16 protein-coding genes and 2 pseudogenes are annotated in these 16575 nt (G+C 70.6%); 3 read left to right on the forward strand and 15 right to left on the reverse strand.

What is annotated here, in order from left to right; translation table 11 throughout:
• Nucleotides 1–93: 93 nt before the first annotated feature.
• From ABZ297_RS31120 to ABZ297_RS31155, 8 genes are all read right to left on the reverse strand, one after another.
• Nucleotides 94–249, reverse strand: a complete 156-nt coding sequence (locus ABZ297_RS31120; protein WP_355353373.1) for a hypothetical protein — start codon at nt 247–249, stop codon at nt 94–96.
• A complete protein-coding gene (locus ABZ297_RS31125) occupies nt 246–1478 on the reverse strand; it encodes an erythromycin esterase family protein (protein ID WP_355353376.1) in 1233 nt (410 codons plus the stop codon). The genes ABZ297_RS31120 and ABZ297_RS31125 overlap by 4 nt, the downstream gene beginning before the upstream one ends.
• Nucleotide 1479: 1 nt before the next feature.
• Nucleotides 1480–2259, reverse strand: coding sequence for a hypothetical protein (locus tag ABZ297_RS31130; protein ID WP_355353379.1), 780 nt, complete (start codon nt 2257–2259; stop codon nt 1480–1482).
• Nucleotides 2256–2969 carry an ATP-binding cassette domain-containing protein gene (locus ABZ297_RS31135; protein WP_355353381.1) on the reverse strand — a complete coding sequence of 238 codons (714 nt, stop codon included), beginning with the start codon at nt 2967–2969 and terminating at the stop codon, nt 2256–2258. The genes ABZ297_RS31130 and ABZ297_RS31135 overlap by 4 nt, the downstream gene beginning before the upstream one ends.
• Before the next feature lie 131 nt (nt 2970–3100).
• A complete protein-coding gene (locus ABZ297_RS31140; protein WP_355353384.1) occupies nt 3101–3370 on the reverse strand; it encodes a hypothetical protein in 270 nt (89 codons plus the stop codon).
• 168 nt (nt 3371–3538) lie between these two features.
• Entirely contained in the window at nt 3539–5770 is a 2232-nt protein-coding gene (katG, locus tag ABZ297_RS31145; protein WP_355353387.1) for a catalase/peroxidase HPI, read from the reverse strand.
• A 33-nt stretch (nt 5771–5803) separates the two neighbouring features.
• A complete protein-coding gene (locus tag ABZ297_RS31150) occupies nt 5804–6241 on the reverse strand; it encodes a Fur family transcriptional regulator (protein WP_355353390.1) in 438 nt (145 codons plus the stop codon).
• A gap of 199 nt (nt 6242–6440) precedes the next feature.
• Entirely contained in the window at nt 6441–7880 is a 1440-nt protein-coding gene (locus tag ABZ297_RS31155; RefSeq protein ID WP_355353393.1) for an MFS transporter, read from the reverse strand.
• A gap of 232 nt (nt 7881–8112) precedes the next feature.
• On the opposite strand from ABZ297_RS31155, the gene ABZ297_RS31160 reads away from it, so the two are divergent.
• Nucleotides 8113–9276, forward strand: coding sequence for an MFS transporter (locus tag ABZ297_RS31160; RefSeq protein ID WP_355353396.1), 1164 nt, complete (start codon nt 8113–8115; stop codon nt 9274–9276).
• A 133-nt stretch (nt 9277–9409) separates the two neighbouring features.
• Here ABZ297_RS31160 and ABZ297_RS31165 read toward each other — a convergent pair whose 3' ends face one another.
• Together ABZ297_RS31165 and ABZ297_RS31170 are read right to left on the reverse strand one after the other, a co-directional pair.
• Nucleotides 9410–10027 (reverse strand): beta/gamma crystallin domain-containing protein, encoded by a 618-nt coding sequence (locus ABZ297_RS31165; protein WP_355353399.1) that lies wholly within the window; start codon nt 10025–10027, stop codon nt 9410–9412.
• A gap of 289 nt (nt 10028–10316) precedes the next feature.
• Nucleotides 10317–10718: a MerR family transcriptional regulator gene (locus tag ABZ297_RS31170; protein WP_355353402.1), complete on the reverse strand. Its 402-nt coding sequence runs from the start codon at nt 10716–10718 to the stop codon at nt 10317–10319.
• A 142-nt stretch (nt 10719–10860) separates the two neighbouring features.
• On the opposite strand from ABZ297_RS31170, the gene ABZ297_RS31175 reads away from it, so the two are divergent.
• Nucleotides 10861–11577 carry an SDR family oxidoreductase gene (locus ABZ297_RS31175; protein WP_355353405.1) on the forward strand — a complete coding sequence of 239 codons (717 nt, stop codon included), beginning with the start codon at nt 10861–10863 and terminating at the stop codon, nt 11575–11577.
• Between the two features lie 60 nt (nt 11578–11637).
• Here the strand turns inward: ABZ297_RS31175 and ABZ297_RS31180 are convergent, their stop codons facing one another.
• The 3 genes and pseudogenes from ABZ297_RS31180 to ABZ297_RS31190 all read right to left on the reverse strand — a co-directional run bounded on the left by ABZ297_RS31180 (nt 11638) and on the right by ABZ297_RS31190 (nt 13181).
• Nucleotides 11638–12435: a CotH kinase family protein gene (locus tag ABZ297_RS31180; RefSeq protein WP_355353408.1), complete on the reverse strand. Its 798-nt coding sequence runs from the start codon at nt 12433–12435 to the stop codon at nt 11638–11640.
• Between the two features lie 91 nt (nt 12436–12526).
• A pseudogene (locus tag ABZ297_RS31185) lies at nt 12527–12868 on the reverse strand (response regulator); the annotation flags it as partial.
• 178 nt (nt 12869–13046) lie between these two features.
• Complete coding sequence (locus tag ABZ297_RS31190; protein ID WP_355353411.1) at nt 13047–13181, reverse strand: hypothetical protein; 135 nt, start codon at nt 13179–13181, stop codon at nt 13047–13049.
• 45 nt (nt 13182–13226) lie between these two features.
• Here ABZ297_RS31190 and ABZ297_RS31195 point away from each other — a divergent pair, with 45 nt between their 5' ends.
• Complete coding sequence (locus ABZ297_RS31195) at nt 13227–13592, forward strand: hypothetical protein (protein WP_355353414.1); 366 nt, start codon at nt 13227–13229, stop codon at nt 13590–13592.
• Between the two features lie 124 nt (nt 13593–13716).
• Here the strand turns inward: ABZ297_RS31195 and ABZ297_RS31200 are convergent, their stop codons facing one another.
• Nucleotides 13717–15258 (reverse strand): MFS transporter, encoded by a 1542-nt coding sequence (locus ABZ297_RS31200; RefSeq protein WP_355353417.1) that lies wholly within the window; start codon nt 15256–15258, stop codon nt 13717–13719.
• Between the two features lie 312 nt (nt 15259–15570).
• Nucleotides 15571–16575, reverse strand: a pseudogene (locus ABZ297_RS31205) (hypothetical protein); the annotation flags it as partial.

A 16575-nucleotide genomic window follows, 5' to 3' on the forward strand; every position in this document is an offset into this window, starting at 1 on the left:
AGCCAGACGTACGGCGGGCGTGATCGGTTCAGCCGTCACGCCTGAAAGCCGCCCGCGACGGGTCGCGCAAGATCCGCTGCAGAGTCTCGGAGGTCAGGACGGCCGCAGGGGGACCTTCCGCGGCGAGACCGTGATGCCGCGGAGCCGTTTGAAGGCGACGCTCAGGGCGAAGGCGTTCGCGTAGCCGACTTCACGGGCGATCGCGCCCACCGTGGCGGCGGGGGCGTGGCAGGGCTGACGGGGCGTCACAGTGGGGTGACCGGGCCGGCGTGCGGGACGTACACGAGGGCGTCGTAGGCTTTGGCGGGCACCATGGTCACGGTGTAGGCCCAGCTCAGGTGGCTGTAGACCGAGCGGAACTCGTCGCCGACGCTGCCCATCCGGATCTCCGAGTCGAGCGCCTGGCGATTGCCCGGCCTGGACGAGGCGCGCGCGAAGTCCAGGTAGCCCAGCGGTTCGTCGCCGAAGAGCCTGGCCAGGGGCGTGTCCTGGCTCACGGTGAACCGGCGGCGCTCGCCAGAGGACGCGTCCTTGCTGACGAAGGTGCTCGTGCCGAACTCGGTGCCGATCGCGAAGTACTCCTTGCCGTACGTTCTGGCCAGGCGCCGGCCCATCGATTCGTAGGCGAACGCGGCACCGCTCTTGTCGATGTGGCCGTTGTGGCCGGCCACTATGATCTTGTTTCGTCCCTGCTGCGCCTCCATGCCGGCGATCCAGTTGATGTTGTCGGCCATCCAGGCGTCCCGTTCGGCGCCGTAGCCGGCTCCTGAGGCCTGGAGTCGCGTGCCGAGCTGGATCGTCTCGGCGTGGTGGAGGGCGAGCATGAACGACTCGCGGGAGCTGGACTTCAGGTACGTGCCCTGGTTGGCCCTCATCTGGGTGACGAGCTGCTCGGCGGCGGCGACCTTCTCCTTGTCCCGTTCGGATCTGGTGGCGTCGGTGAGGCCGGCCAGTGCCGCTTCGGCCCGGCCGGCCTGGGCAGGGTCGACGTCCTTGAGGTAGCGCAGCAGCCGTTCCTTGTTCAGGTCGTAGCGCTGCATGTCGAAGCCGTAGAGGCGGACCTTGTCCGTGCCGGGGACGTCGGCGTTGTGGTCGTGGATCCATCGCAGCAGGTCGGCCGTCTCCCGGGTTCGGTAGATGTCGAAGCCGAGCGCCTTGGCGGCGCTCTCGGCGCTGCCCTGGCCGTTGACGACGTAGTCGTTGGCGGTGGCCGTGCCGCCGTAGTCGGCCTCGATGGCGACGGTGCGGAAGCCGTGCTCGCGCACCAGCTTCTGGATGACCAGCTGGCGGGCCTGGACGAACTCCTTGTTGCCGTGCGTGGCCTCGCCGATGGCGACCACGCGCTTGTCGGCGGCGGTGTCGAGCGTCGCCTGGGCGAGAGGCGTCACGGCGTCGGAGGTGATCCAGGAGGTGTCGACGCCCGCGCAACCGGTGGCCGTCAGTGCGGCAACGGTGATGGCGGCGAATGCGCGTCTCATGTCAGCTCACGTCCTTGCGGGTGACGCGCAGCACGCCGGCCGCCATCGGGAGGACGATCCACAGGGCCGCCGACACGGCCAGCCGGAGGGCGTCGCCGCCGCTCATGTCGCCGTTCACCAGCGGACTGACGGTGGTGTTCAGGTCGAGCCATCCGGTCAGGGCCTCGCCGGTGGCGCCGAGTCGGCTGACGACGCTCCACAGGACGGGGGTCGACAGGTAGATCACGATCGCGGCCGGCGCGTTCAGGAGCAGCATGCCGAGGGCGAGCCCTTCGGCGACCATGAGGACGTTGGTCCCGGTCCAGGCCAGGAGGGTGAGTGGCGCGACCCGCCAGTCGGCCGGGGTGTCCTGGAAGCCGGCGCTGACGGCGGTGGCGGGCACCGCGACCAGCATGGCGAACAGTGAGGCGGCCACGGCCGTGATCAGGGGAGGCAGGCATTTGGCCGCCAGGACCCGGGTGCGGCGGGGCTCGAGCGTGAAGGTGGTCAGGGCGGTGCGGTGGCTCCACTCGCTGGTGACGGTGAGGATGCCGAGCACGGGGAGCAGGGTTCCGTACCCGATACCGGCGGTGGTGATCAGGGTGTGCAGGTGCGGGCCGGAGTAGAGGCCGCGGCCGGCGATGAAGGCGACGGTCAGGGCGACGAGGACCGCGGTCATGATCTTGCTGCTGCGTGTGTCGAAGAGCTTGCGGGTCTCGACGGTCAGCAGGCGGTGGAACGGGGTCGGGGCCCGGCGGGTGGTCACGGTGGCGGTCACGGTGGCGGACACGGTGGCGGTCATGCTGCGCTCCGGGCGGTGTCGGCGGTCAGTTCGAGGTAGGTCTGTTCGAGGCTGCGGCCCTGGTTGAGCTCGTCGATTCTGCCCTGGGTGAGGACGCGGCCGCGTCCGATCAGCACGATGTGGTCGGCGACCTGCTCGACTTCGTGCAGCTGGTGCGAGCTGAGCAGCACCGAGCAGCCGGAGTCGGCGAGGTCACGGAGCAGCCCGCGCATCCAGTGGGTGCCTTGGGGGTCGAGGCCGTTGGCGGGTTCGTCCAGGACGAGTGCCTTGGGGTGGCCGAGGAGGGCGTGGCCGATGCCGAGGCGTTGCCGCATGCCGAGGGAGTAGCCGCTGACCGTCCGTCCGGCTTCGCGCCGGGTGAGCCCGACCAGGTCGAGGACTTCGCCGACGCGTGCGGCAGGCAGGCCGAGGGCCAGGGCGCCCAGGGTGAGGATCTCCCGTCCGGTGCGGCCGGGGTGCTGGGCGGCGGCGTCGAGCAGGGTGCCGACCTGGGAGCCCGGGTTGTCCAGGTCGGTGTACGGGCGGCCCAGTACGGTGGCCGAGCCGGTGGTGGGGCGGGAGAGCCCGACGAGGATGCGCATGGCGGTCGACTTGCCGGCGCCGTTGGGCCCGAGGAATCCGGTGACGCACCCTGGTTCGACGGTGAAGGACACGTCGTCGAGCGCTCTGAACTTTTTGTAGATCTTGGTGACCTGACGGAACTCGATCATTGACCCAGTTCATCGCATGCATGGGCCGTAGATCATCGCCCCTGGGGCCAGGTCTGGCGCCCGGGTTGTAGACCTGCGGCCATCCGGGGGTCGACTCAGGTCGCTGGTGGTGCTCGCCGTTCCTGGTGACTTCAGGCCGCTTCGGCGGCCTGCCCCAGCTGCTGCAGGAGGCGGAAGCGGTGCTGGCTTGACAGCAGGTGGCCGACTCCGACGATGAGCACCACGGGCCACTCGACGATCTCCAGCGCGCCGAGTATCCCGAGCACGGCGTAGAAGGCGAGCTGGTTTCCCTCGGGAACGGGGATGGGGCCGAGCACCGGCAGGTTGATCATCGGCCGGTGATGCCGGGCCTTGGAGGACGACGGCGTGCGCTTCTGGGCGGTGGTGCGCCTGTCGTTCATGAGGCTCCTCCTACGCTGGACGACATCGTCCGGCTGCCCTCCGACCTACGGGGAAAGCTCGAGGCAGGGCAAAGTTTCCGCCGGGCACGCCGCCGACGGCCCGCGTCGCCCGGACGGACCGAGGACGTCCAGGCCGGCCGGCGCGGCCGGCCTGGACGCCGTCATCCATCAGACCAGGTCGAACCGGTCGAGGTTCATCACCTTGCCCCACGCCGCGACGAAGTCGTTCACGAACTTCTCCTTCGCGTCATCGCTCGCGTAGACCTCCGCGAGCGCGCGCAGCTCGGAGTTCGACCCGAAGACGAGGTCTGCACGGCTGCCGGTCCACTTGACCTCGCCCGTGGCGACGTCGCGACCCTCGAACGTGTTCGCGTCCTCGGACGTCGCCTTCCACGTCGTGCCCAGGTCGAGCAGGTTGACGAAGAAGTCGTTCGTCAGCGACCCGGGGGTCGCGGTGAAGACGCCGAGCGGCGACTGCTGGGAGTTCGCGCCCAGGACGCGGAGACCACCGACGAGGGCCGTCATCTCGGGGGCGCTCAGGGTCAGCAGATTCGCCCGGTCGATCAGCAGGTACTCGGCCGGCAGCCGGTTGCCCTTCCCGAGGTAGTTGCGGAACCCGTCGGCGGTCGGCTCGAGCGCGGCGAACGACTCCACGTCGGTCTGCTCCTGCGCGGCGTCCACGCGACCCGGCGTGAAGGGCACCTGAACGTCGAAGCCGGCGTCCTTGGCGGCCTTCTCGACGGCGGCACCGCCGGCGAGCACGATCAGGTCGGCGAGCGAGACCTGCTTGCCGCCGATCTGGGCGGCGTTGAAGGTCTTCTGGATCCCCTCCAGGGTGCCCAGCACCGTCGCCAGCTGGTCGGGGTCGTTGACCTCCCACCCGCTCTGCGGCTCGAGGCGGATGCGCGCACCGTTGGCGCCCCCGCGCTTGTCGCTGCCGCGGAAGGACGAGGCCGACGCCCACGCGGCGGACACGAGCTGGGACACCGACAGGCCCGAGGCGAGGATCTGGCCCTTGAGGGCCGCGATGTCCGCGGCGTCGACGAGCTCGTGCGTCACCGCGGGGAGCGGGTCCTGCCACAGCAGCGTCTCGGACGGGACCTCCGAGCCGAGGTAGCGCACGATCGGGCCCATGTCGCGGTGGGTCAGCTTGTACCACGCCCGGGCGAAGGCGTCCGCGAACCCGTCGGGGTCGGCGAGGAAGCGCCGCGAGATCTGCTCGTAGACCGGGTCCACGCGGAGCGAGAGGTCGGTCGTCAGCATCGTCGGCGCGTGGCTCTTCGACGGGTCGTGGGCGTCGGGGACGCTGCCCGCCCCGGCGCCGTCCTTCGGCCTCCACTGGTTGGCGCCCGCGGGGCTCTTGAACAGCTCCCACTCGTAGCCGAAGAGGATCTCGAAGAAGCTGTTGTCCCAGGTCACCGGGGTGTTCGTCCAGATGCCCTCGAGGCCGCTGGTGATCGTGTCGCCGCCCTTGCCGGTGCCGTAGGCGTTCTTCCAGCCGAGGCCCTGCTCCTCGAGCGAGGCGGCCTCGGGGTCGGGGCCGACGTTGTCCGCCGGGCCCGCGCCGTGGGTCTTGCCGAAGGTGTGACCGCCCGCGATCAGGGCGACCGTCTCCTCGTCGTTCATCGCCATCCGGCGGAACGTCTCGCGGATGTCGCGGGCCGCGGCCAGCGGGTCCGGGTTGCCGTTCGGGCCCTCAGGGTTGACGTAGATGAGGCCCATCTGGACCGCGCCGAAGGGGTTCTCGAGCTCCCGGTCGCCGGTGTAGCGCTCGTCGCCGAGCCAGGTGGTCTCCGGGCCCCAGTAGACGTCCTCGTCGGGCTCCCAGACGTCCGCACGACCGCCGGCGAAGCCGAAGGTCTTGAAGCCCATCGACTCCAGCGCGACGTTGCCGGCGAGGATCAGGAGGTCGGCCCACGAGAGCTTCTGGCCGTACTTCTTCTTGACCGGCCACAGCAGGCGGCGGGCCTTGTCGAGGTTGGCGTTGTCCGGCCAGCTGTTGAGGGGGGCGAAGCGCTGCTGGCCGGCCCCGGCGCCGCCGCGGCCGTCGCTGATCCGGTAGGTGCCCGCGCTGTGCCACGCCATCCGGATGATGAACGGGCCGTAGTGGCCGAAGTCGGCCGGCCACCAGTCCTGCGAGGTCGTCAGCGCCTCGGCGATGTCACGCTTGACGGCCGGGAGGTCAAGGCTCTTGAACGCCTCGGCGTAGTCGAACTCCTCGCCGAGGGGGTTGGCCACGGCGGGGTTCTTGGCGAGGATCCTCAGGTTCAGCCGATCCGGCCACCACTGGCGGTTTCCGCCGCCCTGAGTCGGGTGCGCGGCGCGCCCGTGCACGACCGGGCAGCCACCTTCACCCTCCATCGTCAGGTCTGTGACGATCGCATCATGGTTCTCAGACATGGGAATCCTTCCGGAATAGGCGGATCACAGTGCTCAGGAACTGCCGGCGGTGGAACAGGCGGGGCACAGGCCCCAGTAGATGACCTCGGCCTCGTCGATCGAGAAGCCGTGGTCGTGGGATGAGGTCAGGCAGGGCGCCTCGCCGACCGCGCAGTCGACGTCGGCGACGACGCGGCACGACCGGCAGACGACGTGGTGGTGGTTGTCGCCGACGCGTCCCTCGAACCGGGCCGGGCTGCCGGCCGGTTCGATGCGGCGTACGAGCCCCGCCGCGGTGAGCGCGTGGAGGGCCTCGTACACGGCTTGAAGGGAGACATGGCCTACGCGATCGCGCACCCCGGAGGCGAGCGCCTCGACGTCGAGGTGGTCACCGTCGCGGACGGTCTCGAGCAGTGCGACGCGGGCGGCCGTCACCCGCAGGCCGGCACCGCGCAGCTCCTCGGCGGTGGTCGGAGTCCTGGGTGCGGTCATGCCGACAAAGCTACCTTCATAGACACGAATCATACAAGATAAGGAATTGTCCAAGTTTATGGCAGAGTAAAGCGGCGTTTGCCCCGTTGTGACGTGACGCGCCGTTCCTCTGGCTGGACCCTCGACCGGCTCGATCCAGCCGCGCTCCTCTAGGCGCATCAGCGCGCCGTAGAGCGTGCCGGGGAAACCTGGCCTGCCGTCATCCGGAGGGCTCCACCGACGTCGCCGTGAGCGGCGCCGCGATCTCCTCCAGCCCCTTGCGCTCGGCCTTGACGCCGAGGAACACCTCGACGAGCCCGGCCGCGATCATGATCAGGGCGCCGATCGCGAACGCCAGCGCCGTGTCGCCGGGGACACCGGTCGAGACCAGGTCGGCGAAGACCAGCGGCCCGGCGATGCCGCCCGCCGCGGTGCCGACCGCGAAGAAGAACGCGATGGCCATCGCCCTGGTCTCCATCGGGAAGATCTCGCTGACCGTCAGGTAGGCGGAGCTGGCCCCGGCCGAGGCGACGAAGAGCACCGCGGACCAGCAGGCGGTCAACGTGACGGCGGTGAGCGCCCCCTGGGCGAACAGCCAGGCCGTGCCGAGCAGCAGCACTCCCGAGCCGATGTAGGTGGCCGAGATCATCGGTATCCTGCCGACCGTGTCGAACAGCCTGCCGAGCAGCAGCGGGCCGAGGAAGTTGCCGACCGCGATGACCGCGAAGTAGTAGCCGGTGTACGTGTCGATCTTGAAGAAGGTCGACAGTATCTGGGCGTACCCGAAGGTGATCGCGTTGTACAGGAACGCCTGCCCGATGAACAGCGACAGCCCCAGGACGGTGCGCTTGGGATAGCGCGCCACCATCGTGTGCGCGATGCGGACGAACCCGATGGACCGGCGCTGGTGGATGGTCACCGAGCCCTTCGGCTCCGGCAGGTCACCGCCCACCTCGCGTTCGATCGCGTCGACGAGCTCCTCCGCCTGGCGCGCGCGTCCGTGGATGAACAGCCAGCGGGGGCTCTCCGGCACGTGCCGCCGGACGAACAGGATGGCGACGCCGAGCACCACGCCCAGGCCGAAGGCGACCCGCCAGCCGACGTTGACCGGCAGCTGGTTGAGCAGCGGGACGGTCAGCAGCGCGCCGCCCGCGGCGCCGAGCCAGTAACTGCCGTTGATGATGATGTCGATCCTGCCTCGGTGGCGGCTCGGGATGAGCTCGTCGATGGCCGAGTTGATGGCCGCGTACTCGCCGCCGATGCCGAACCCGGTCAGGAACCGGAACAGGAAGAACCACCAGGCGCTGAACGACAGCGCGGTCATCAGCGTCGCCACCAGGTAGAGGACGAGCGTGATGAGGAACAGCTTCTTCCTGCCGTGCCTGTCGGTCAGCCAGCCGAAGAACAGCGCCCCTGTACACGCTCCGGCCACGTAGAGTGCCGCGGCCGTGCCCGCGACCTGCGCCTGGGTGATGTCCAGGCCGCTGCCCGGCTTGGCGAGCTGGGCCGACAGGTTGCCCACGATGGTGACTTCGAGCCCGTCGAGGATCCAGACGGTGCCGAGCCCGATGACGATCATCCAGTGCCAGCGTGACCACGGCAGCCGGTCCAGCCGGGCGGGCACCTTGGTACTGATGGTGCCGGTCTCCACGTCGCTCATGGACGTCACCCGCTACCCGCACCCGGACGATCAAACGCCCCAGTGGCGGGTGGCCGCCGGGCTCGTCTGCCCCCGCCGGAGGCCAGGCTGAACGACTCCCCGCTAGAGTTCGCGTTCGACGTGCGGGCCGGCGGCACACCGTCGCGCGTGAGCTGCCGCACCCTTGCCCTGAGCCGACCAGAAAGCCTGACGCATGCCCAAGCCCGGCCGAGCCGCCTCCGACCGTCAGGCGGTGACCGTGATCGTGAGCGTGCAGCTGGCCATCTCGCTCGGGTTCTTCGCGGTGATGGCGCACCTGGTGGCGCATCTGCGGCACGATCTCGGCATGCTCGCCGGCACCATCACCCTGGTGCTGGGGGTGCGCATCGCCGTCCAGTACGGGTTGCTGCTGCCGGTCGGGGCGGTCACCGACGTGATCGGCCCGGCCCGCGCCGGGGCGCTGGCCTGCGCGGTGCGAGCGGCCGGGTTCGCGCTGCTGGGCGCGGCGGGCGGGTTCGCGGAGCTGCTGGGGGCGGCCGTCCTGCTCGGCGCGGGAGGCGCGCTGTTCCACCCGGCCGCCCAGTCGCTGCTCGCGGGGGTGGCCCCCAGCGGACGGGCACGCGGGTTCGCCGCGTACGTGGCGGCCGGCCAGGTGGCGGCGGTGGCGGGCCCACCCGCGGGGTTGGCGCTGCTGGCGGGCGGGTTCACAACGCTGGCGGGCGCGGCAGCGGCGGCGTGGGCCGTCGCCGCCCTGCTCTTCCTGCTGCTGCCCCACCGGCCTGCCGCCGCGCGGCCGGCGGGCGTGCTCGACGGCGCGGCGACGGCGGCCAGGGATCGGACGTTCCTGTGCTTCGCCGTGGCCGCCGCGCCGAGCACGCTGCTGGCCGACCAGGTGATGACCGTGGTCCCGCTCAAGGACGTCGGCTCGGGCGCGACCACGGCGTTCCTGTGCGTGGTGGCGGTGCTCGCGAGCGTCGTGCAGCCGTGGTGCGCCGCCAGCGGGCGCGCCGGCCGGCCGTGGGTCCTGCGGGCCGGGCTGCTGTGCTCGGGCGCCGGCTATCTGGTGCTGATGGCCGTCCCGACGGGCGGAGGGCCGATGGTCGTGCTGCTCACGGCGGCGGCCCTCAACGGCCTGGGCAACGGGCTGACACAGCCCGCGGTGTTCCAGGCCATAGCGAGGTACGCGCCCGCGCACCGGTTCGGGGCCTACTTCGGGGTGCTCGGCTTCCTGTCGGGGGCCGTCGCCGTGGTCGGCGGATTGGCCGTGGGGCGGCTCTTCGACGCGGGCGGCACCGGCGCGGCGGCGGCACTCGCCGGCCTCGCCCTGGTCGCCGTCGCGTCCGCCGCGGCCACCCGGGCCCCGGCCGCGCGCAGCGAGGCCGCCGATCCGCGACGGAGCCGATCGCCCACGCCCTGAGCCTGTGTCCACCGACGCCTCGGGGCCGGCACGAGCCTCCGGCCCTGCCCAGGCGGTGCGAACCTCTCCCCGGATCCGCTGACGCGGGCGAGCCCCGCCGGTCACGCTCCCGGCGGGGCTCGTCCGCGCCAGGTCAGGCCAGTGAGGGGATCTTCTCCAGCGAGATGACGAACCGGTTGCCCGTCGCCCTCTCCCACTTGAGGTAGCTGGGGAAGTTGGTGCTGTCGGCGACGTCGACCTGCTTGGTCTCGTCGTTCCAGCGCAGGTGCAGCGAGCCGACCGGGTCCAGGTACTCGCCGGTCTTCTCGTCGCGGACGTAGATGGCGGTCGTCACCGCGGAGCCGCCGGCGGGCATGATCCCGATCAGCTTGAACTCGCGGTCGTCGGCGCACGACTTGACCATGCCGTCGGAGACGCCCGCCGCCTTGACGTACAGACAGTAGCGGCCGGTGCCGACCTTGTTCTCGAACCGGACGGCGACGGCCTGGGTGCTGTTAGCGATGATCTTGAACTTCGACAGGCCGCCGATGGCGCTGATGTCGGGGCAGTCCTTCTCCCAGACCTCGTGCTTGCCGCCACCGTCGCTGTGCTGCCAGGCCAGCACCTTCACCAGGGCACCGACCTTGACCGACTTGAACCGGTCGTTGAGGTATTCGGGGTAGTTGAACGTCACGTCGTCGTTCTCGTTGTAGTAGTGCTCCTTGCCGGAGTAGTTGGTGTCCTCGTTGAAACACACCTGGGTCTGCTCCATGCGCCCGTCCTTTCGTGAAGTATGGCGGGCTGGTGGTGCACGATCGCCGGCTCCTTGCTCCGGTGCCGCAGCCGGTGGCGTCCCTGCTGATTCGGCCGGATTTCGGCGAACTCCCGCCACGATCAGTAACTTCTCAGCTACTTTCCGTGGTCGATGGCGGTGAAACGTGGACGTCATCCCCTTTTGGTGATCTTTGAGGGGCTGGGTGCGGAGGTTGCACGAATCGCACTCACGTGGGCATGTGTTGGGCGGCGTACGACTGGTCGCTGGGCTTGCGAAAGGCCGGCAGTCAGACCGACGCCCTGTTCCTGTCAGTCGGGTGCTCGCGCAGATGTGGGCAGTGCTCCGGATCCGGACGTACGGCGAGCTCGATCACCTGATCCAGCTTCCGCCCCGCCTCCTCGAGCTGGGCGATGCTCGCGGTGATGCGAGCGCGGTCGGCGCGCAGAACTTCGATCACCTCGGGCTCCGCGTGCCCGGCGTCGACGCAGGGCAGGATGGTCGCGATCGTGCGGCTGCCGAGCCCGGCGGCGTAGAACTGCTGGATGAGCCGCACGCGGTCGACCGCTGAATCCGCGTAGAGCCGCTGGCCGCTCGGTGTGCGCTCGGAGCTGAGGATGCCCTGCTCCTCGTAGTAACGCAGTGCGCGGGTGCTCACCCCCGCCTTGCCGGCCAGTTCGCCGATCCGCATGGTGTGCATCCTTCAGTTTCGTTTCTCGTCCCAGACATCGGCATCCATCGCCGCGCGATTTGCCTTTGACGTCAACGTCAAGGCTTAGCGTAGCCGACAGAGCGGACGCGACCGCGTCCACCACCGAATAGAGGGGGAACCCATGGATGTCACCGGCTCGATCGCACTCGTCACCGGCGCGAACCGCGGCATCGGCCGCCGCTTCGTCGACGAACTGCTCGTGCGCGGGGCCGCGAAGGTCTATGCCACGGCCCGCCGCCCCGAGCTGGTCGAGGTGTCCGACCCGCGGGTTGAGGTGCTGCCCCTGGACCTCCTCGATGCGCAGTCGGTGACGGACGCGGCCGCTTCGGCCCCCGATGTCACCCTGCTCGTCAACAACGCCGGCATCGCCACTCGCGCGAACCTCCTGACCGACGACCTCGACACGATCCGGCTCGAGCTCGACACGCACGTCTTCGGAACCCTCGGCGTGATCCGCGCGTTCGCGCGGGTTCTCGCGTCGAACGGCGGGGGAGCGATCGTGAACATCTTGTCGGCGCTGTCGTGGTTCGCCTCCGAATACGGATCGAGCGCCTACTCCGTGGCCAAGGCCGCCGAGTGGAACATGACGAACGGCCTCCGCCTCGAGCTCGCCGGCCAGAAGACCCTGGTGCAGGGCGTGCACCTCGGATCCGCCGACACCGACATGATGGCCGGCTACGACGTCCCGAAGATCGACCCGGCGGACGTCGCCCGAGCCAGCCTCGACGGCGTGCAGTCCGGTGCGATCGAGGTGCTGGTCGATGACGCGAGCCGCTACGTGAAGGCCTCGCTCGCGGCAGATCCCGCGCAGTTCTACGCCCAATCGCTGACGAACTGACCCGGACCCCGCCGAGCCGAAGCGACGGGGCCGGTCGCCGACGTACGACCGGCCCCACCATCAGTGCGAAGGTGCTATGCGCCGCTGATCGCCTTGTCGGAGCGCAGTGCCTCGGTACGGGTCTGCAGGAACGTGCGCAGAGTCTGCGCCTCGCCGTCGACTCTGGCAGCGTCGGCCCTCTCGTTCAGCTTGTAGGACGCGACGAGATCGTCGAGCAGGCCGGAGGCGGCGCCGCTGCTCAGCAGCTTGGCGTACAGGGCGCGGTACTGCTCCTCGTAGAGCTTCTTGAAGGTGGCGTTCTTGAGGAACTTCTCCTTCAGGGGGGTGGCCCAAGCGCATCATGCCGTCGCCTCCTGGACGCCCCTGCTGGTCGACCTCGGGCGGGGGGAAGCCCTGAGGCGGTTGGCCCTGCTGGGGACGTCCCGGGCCGAAGCTCATCCTGAGCGTGTCGTTCACACCACTCTTGGCGTCGCCGTTGAAGGCGAGGTTGAGGTCCCAGGTGATGACCTTGAACTTCTTGGTGTTCAGGTCGTACCACAGGTAGTAGCTGCGTCCGGGACCGGCCATGTCGTCGAAGTTGACCATGAGGTTCTGCAGCGCCAGGTAGCGGGCGAACGGCTTCACGTCCAGGCGGTCGGCAAGGCCCTTGGCGAGCTCGGCGTCGGAGGCTTCGTTCACCCATTTGACCAGGTCGATGACCGGCTGCAGGTCCTTGCCGCCGACCTTGTCGATCTGCTTGAAGTCGGTGGTGTACTCGGTCTGGTCCTCGCCCTTGTAGCTGAAGGAGCCGCTGGCCAGTGACTTGTACAGCACGCCGTCGCCGTCTCCCTGCCCGCCGTACCGTGTGAGCTTGCTCATCGAGCTCAAGATCCGCATAGCGCAGCACGCCATCGTCGATCTGCTCCTCCGACGGCCGCATCCTGCGCATGATCGCCCGTAGCCGCAGCACCACCTCCTCCAGGCTGAAGGGCTTGGTCACGTAGTCGTCACCGCCCGCGGTCAGCCCCGCGATCCGGTCGGACACCGTGTCCTTGGCGGTGAGGAAGAGCATCATGGGGCTGTCACCGGCTTCACGCAGCCTGCGTGCGACCGTGAAACCATCCAGGCCGGGCAGCATCACGTCCAGCACGATGACGTCGGGCCGCTCCCTGGCCACCGCCTCCAGCGCCTGGCGGCCATCCGCAGCGGTCCGTACGACGAAGCCGTTCAGCTCCAGAGCCTCGGACAGCAACTCGCGGATGTTCGGCTCGTCATCGACGACCAGCACTTTCGCAACAACTTGCTCGTTCACGACATCGTTCTACGCCCTCGCGGTTAGAGAAAGCTGAGAGCGTCGCCAACGGTCCCATGATGGGATCAAGCCCGGAATCTGTTGTTGACCGCGTAGTGGAGTGCCCCGAAGGTCTGCGCGGCCGCGCCCATGCCGCTGTCGTCGCCGGCGACGAGCGCGACCTTCTCCGTGGGCTGCCTCATTGCCGCGCTCCTGCTTCCTGTGCGTGGTCGACGAGGTCGACCGGGTAGTTCTGATCGAAGTCGGCCGATCGACTCACCGGCTCCCACGCGGCCGCCTCCTCCAGCTGGCTGCGCGAATAGGTCTGCGCCATCCGGACGGCGCCGGCCCCGAGGATCAGGTGCGAGGGCGGGTTCGGGTGCTTGACGACCTGGACGAGGATCTCGCCGGCGCGCTTCGGGTCGCCCGCGGCGCTCAGGGGCCTGCCTACGCGTTCAAGAAGGTCGTGCTGGGCGAGGTCGCCTCGGTGACGACCGTGCTGCGCGAGCGGCTCGGGATCGCCGAGCGCCAGGCCCAGGACGTGATCTCCACGGCCACGAGCATGGCAGGGGCGCTGTGGCAGATGGCCGCACCCGGCACCCGCCTCCGTGCGCTCTACGAAACCCGCCCCGAGCTGGCGCACGCGCTGGTCGACGTCGAATCTCAACTGACGCGTATCTTGACCGCACTGCTGAAGGGAATGTGTGCCGGGCAGAGGCCTGACGCGTCCGGGCACAGCCGCTGAGCACCGCAGTGTGGCCCTCCAGCAACTCGGCCTCCCGGGGGAGCTGCCGGGGGAAGATCGCATCGACGGCCGCTTCGCCGGCGGGCCGGCATTCTCCCCTCCGCCGCTCACCACCGAGAACGCGCTACCCGTGCTGGTTCGCCGGCTCCGGCCGGAACAGGCCCGCGATGAGGGCGGCGAGGACGGTGAACAGGGCGGCGCTGATCAGCCCGACGGCGTGCAGGCCGCTGGTGAACGCGTCCTGCCCGGCCTGGACGAGGGCGGCGGCGTCCGCCGGAGGGAGGCCCGCCGCCGCGGTGCCGACGCCGGCGACCGTCTCCTGCGCGCGCCGCGCCGCCTCCCCGAGGACGTCGGCCGGGACGGCACCGGCCATCCGCTGATGGTAGATCGCCGCGGCGACGGTGCCGAGGACGGCCATGCCGAGCGTCCCGCCCAGATAATTGGCGGTCTCCGACATCGACGCCGCGGACCCGGCCTTCTCAGGCGGGACGGACCCGACGACGATGGCCGTACCGAGCGCGAACAGCGGGCCGGTTCCCAACGCCAGGACGGTGACGCCCGCGATCGCCGTCGCGGGGCCGTCGCCGCTGCCGACCGCGACGAGCAGGCCCGCGCCGACGGCGGACAGGGCCAGGCCGCCCGCGATGGCCGTCTTGGGGGTGATCGACCGGGTGAGGGCCGGGGTCAGCAGGGTGCCCAGGGCCACGGCGAGCCCCATGGGCGCGAACCACAGCGCGGACTGGGCCGGTGCGTAGCCGAGAACCGTCTGCAGATACTGGGTGACCAGCAGGCCCGTGCCGGCCATGGCGACGCCCGCGAGCGTGAGCGCCGTCAGGACCAGGGTGAAGGGCCGCTGCGCGAACAGGCGCAGGTTCAGCAGCGGGTGGTCGAGCCGCAGCTGCCGGCGGGCGAACGCCGCCCCGAACGCGCCCCCGGCCGCGATCGCCGCGATCGGCCCCGCCGGCGAGTCGGTTCCGGCGGCGAGGTTCTTGATCCCGTAGATGATCGGCAGGATGGCCAGCAGGGACAGGGCCACGCTGGTGAGGTCGGGGCGGCCGGCGTCCGGACCGCGGTACTCGGGCAGCACCACTGGGCCGGCGAGGAGCAGCACGGCGATCACCGGCACGGCCGGCAGGAACACCGAGCCCCACCAGAAGTGCTCCAGGAGGATCCCGCTGACGACCGGTCCCAGGGCGGCGCCGGCGAACTGGCAGGTGGCCCACACGGCGATGGCCGCGCCTCGCTGCTTCGCGTCGCGGAACATGTTGGTGATCAGCGCCAGCGTGGAGGGCATCAGGGTGGCGCCGGCGATGCCGAGCAGGGTCCGGCAGGCGATCAGCATGGCCGGGCTGATCGAGTAGGCGGCCAGCACGGAGACGACGCCGAACGCCGCTCCACCCGCCAGCAGGAGGCGGCGCCGGCCGATCCGGTCGCCGAGGGTCCCCATGGTGGTCACGAAGCCGGCCACCATGAAGCCGTAGATGTCGATGATCCACAACTGTTCGACACCGCTGGTGCCGAGGTCCGCGCTCAGCTGCGGCAGCGCCAGGAACAGCGCGTTGATGTCCACTGCCACGAGCAGCGTGGGCAGGGCGAGCACGGTCAACCCCAGCCACTCCCGCAGGCCGGCCCGTGTCGGGGCGGCTGCCGATGCGATGTCCTGCACGGTGATGCCTCTCTTGTCCTTGACGGTCTCGACGCCCGGCGGGCGTCGACGCAAGGGAGTCGGAGCGGGCGTCGCGGGATCGACATCGCCGGCTACCTGCTGGTGGAGTACGGCACACCCGACCGGGCCGTCGAGATCGCCGCGCGCTGGCCGGACGCGCGGCAGTGGGCGATGGAGGTCCGTCCCGTCGTGCACCAGTCGGGGCCGCAGGCGTGACGCCCGCCCGGCCCGCTGGAGGAGGCCGGGGCCAGGTACTTGCGGCGGGCCGGGGCACGCCGCCGGTCTGTCCGCGATGAGGTTACGGCGTCAGGGTCAGGGGTTGCGGTGGTCGCAGCCAGGGCCTGACCAGCTCGTCCAGCCCTGCTGGGTGCCGCCGTCGCCCGAGGCCGTCCAGCCCGCCGGCGGCGGGCCCGCCGTGGGCGGCACCACGGCGGTGCAGGCGCGGGCGGGAGGAGCCTGGTGCTCGCCGTCGTACCTTTCCAGCTTCGTCCACCACACCCGGTGCGTCAGCGGGACCCAGACGTTCCATGGCACCCGCGAGTCGACCGCCACCCGGCCGGGCGGCGGGGCGGGCAGCCAGTCCCGGCCTCCCGCGGGCGCCGACTTCGGCGCCAGGTCCACGACGAACGCCACGTTGACCGCCGCCAGCGCGGCCACCACCGGCAGCGTCCTGCGCGGGACGAGGGCCGCCACGACCAGGCAGGCCAGCAGCGCCAGCGCGACCGCCGAGGCGGCGACCATGTCCAGCGAGTCGCGCACGCCGCTGAGGAACGACACCTCCGGGAAGTCGAAGGCGATGAACGCGTAGCGCCGCAGCCGGTCCCCGGCGTACCAGGCCGCCACGCCGCCGGTCGCGGCGAGCAGCCCCGCCGCCACGGCCGCGTACCGCAGGACGGCCGCGCGGCGGGCCCGGACGAGCACGACCAGGCCCGCCAGCAGCCACGCCACCGCGACGCACGCCAGGTACCGCCCGTAGACGTAGTTGCCGACGCGGTGCTCGTCCGGCAGCGCGGCCGACGAGGCGTACGCGATGCCCAGCGTGGTGACCAGCAGGGTCGCCGCGGTGACGCGCAGGGCGAACGGCGCGACCCGCCGTACCGTCAGCGCGGCCGCGGCCGCCAGGCCGATCCCGGCCAGCCCCCAGGTGCCGGCGATCAGATACCAGAGCTGGCCGACCGCCCCCGACAGCGCCCACGCCTGCCCTTCGACGCCGGTGAGCCGGGACGCCAGCAGCCCCGACAGGTCGCGCGGCCCTCCCGGGTAGAGCGCGGCGGACAGCGCGCCGTTCAGCGCCGTGCCCGCCACCGCCACCGCGGC

It is taken from the genome of Nonomuraea sp. NPDC005983, from assembly GCF_040614375.1.
Classification (GTDB): domain Bacteria; phylum Actinomycetota; class Actinomycetes; order Streptosporangiales; family Streptosporangiaceae; genus Nonomuraea.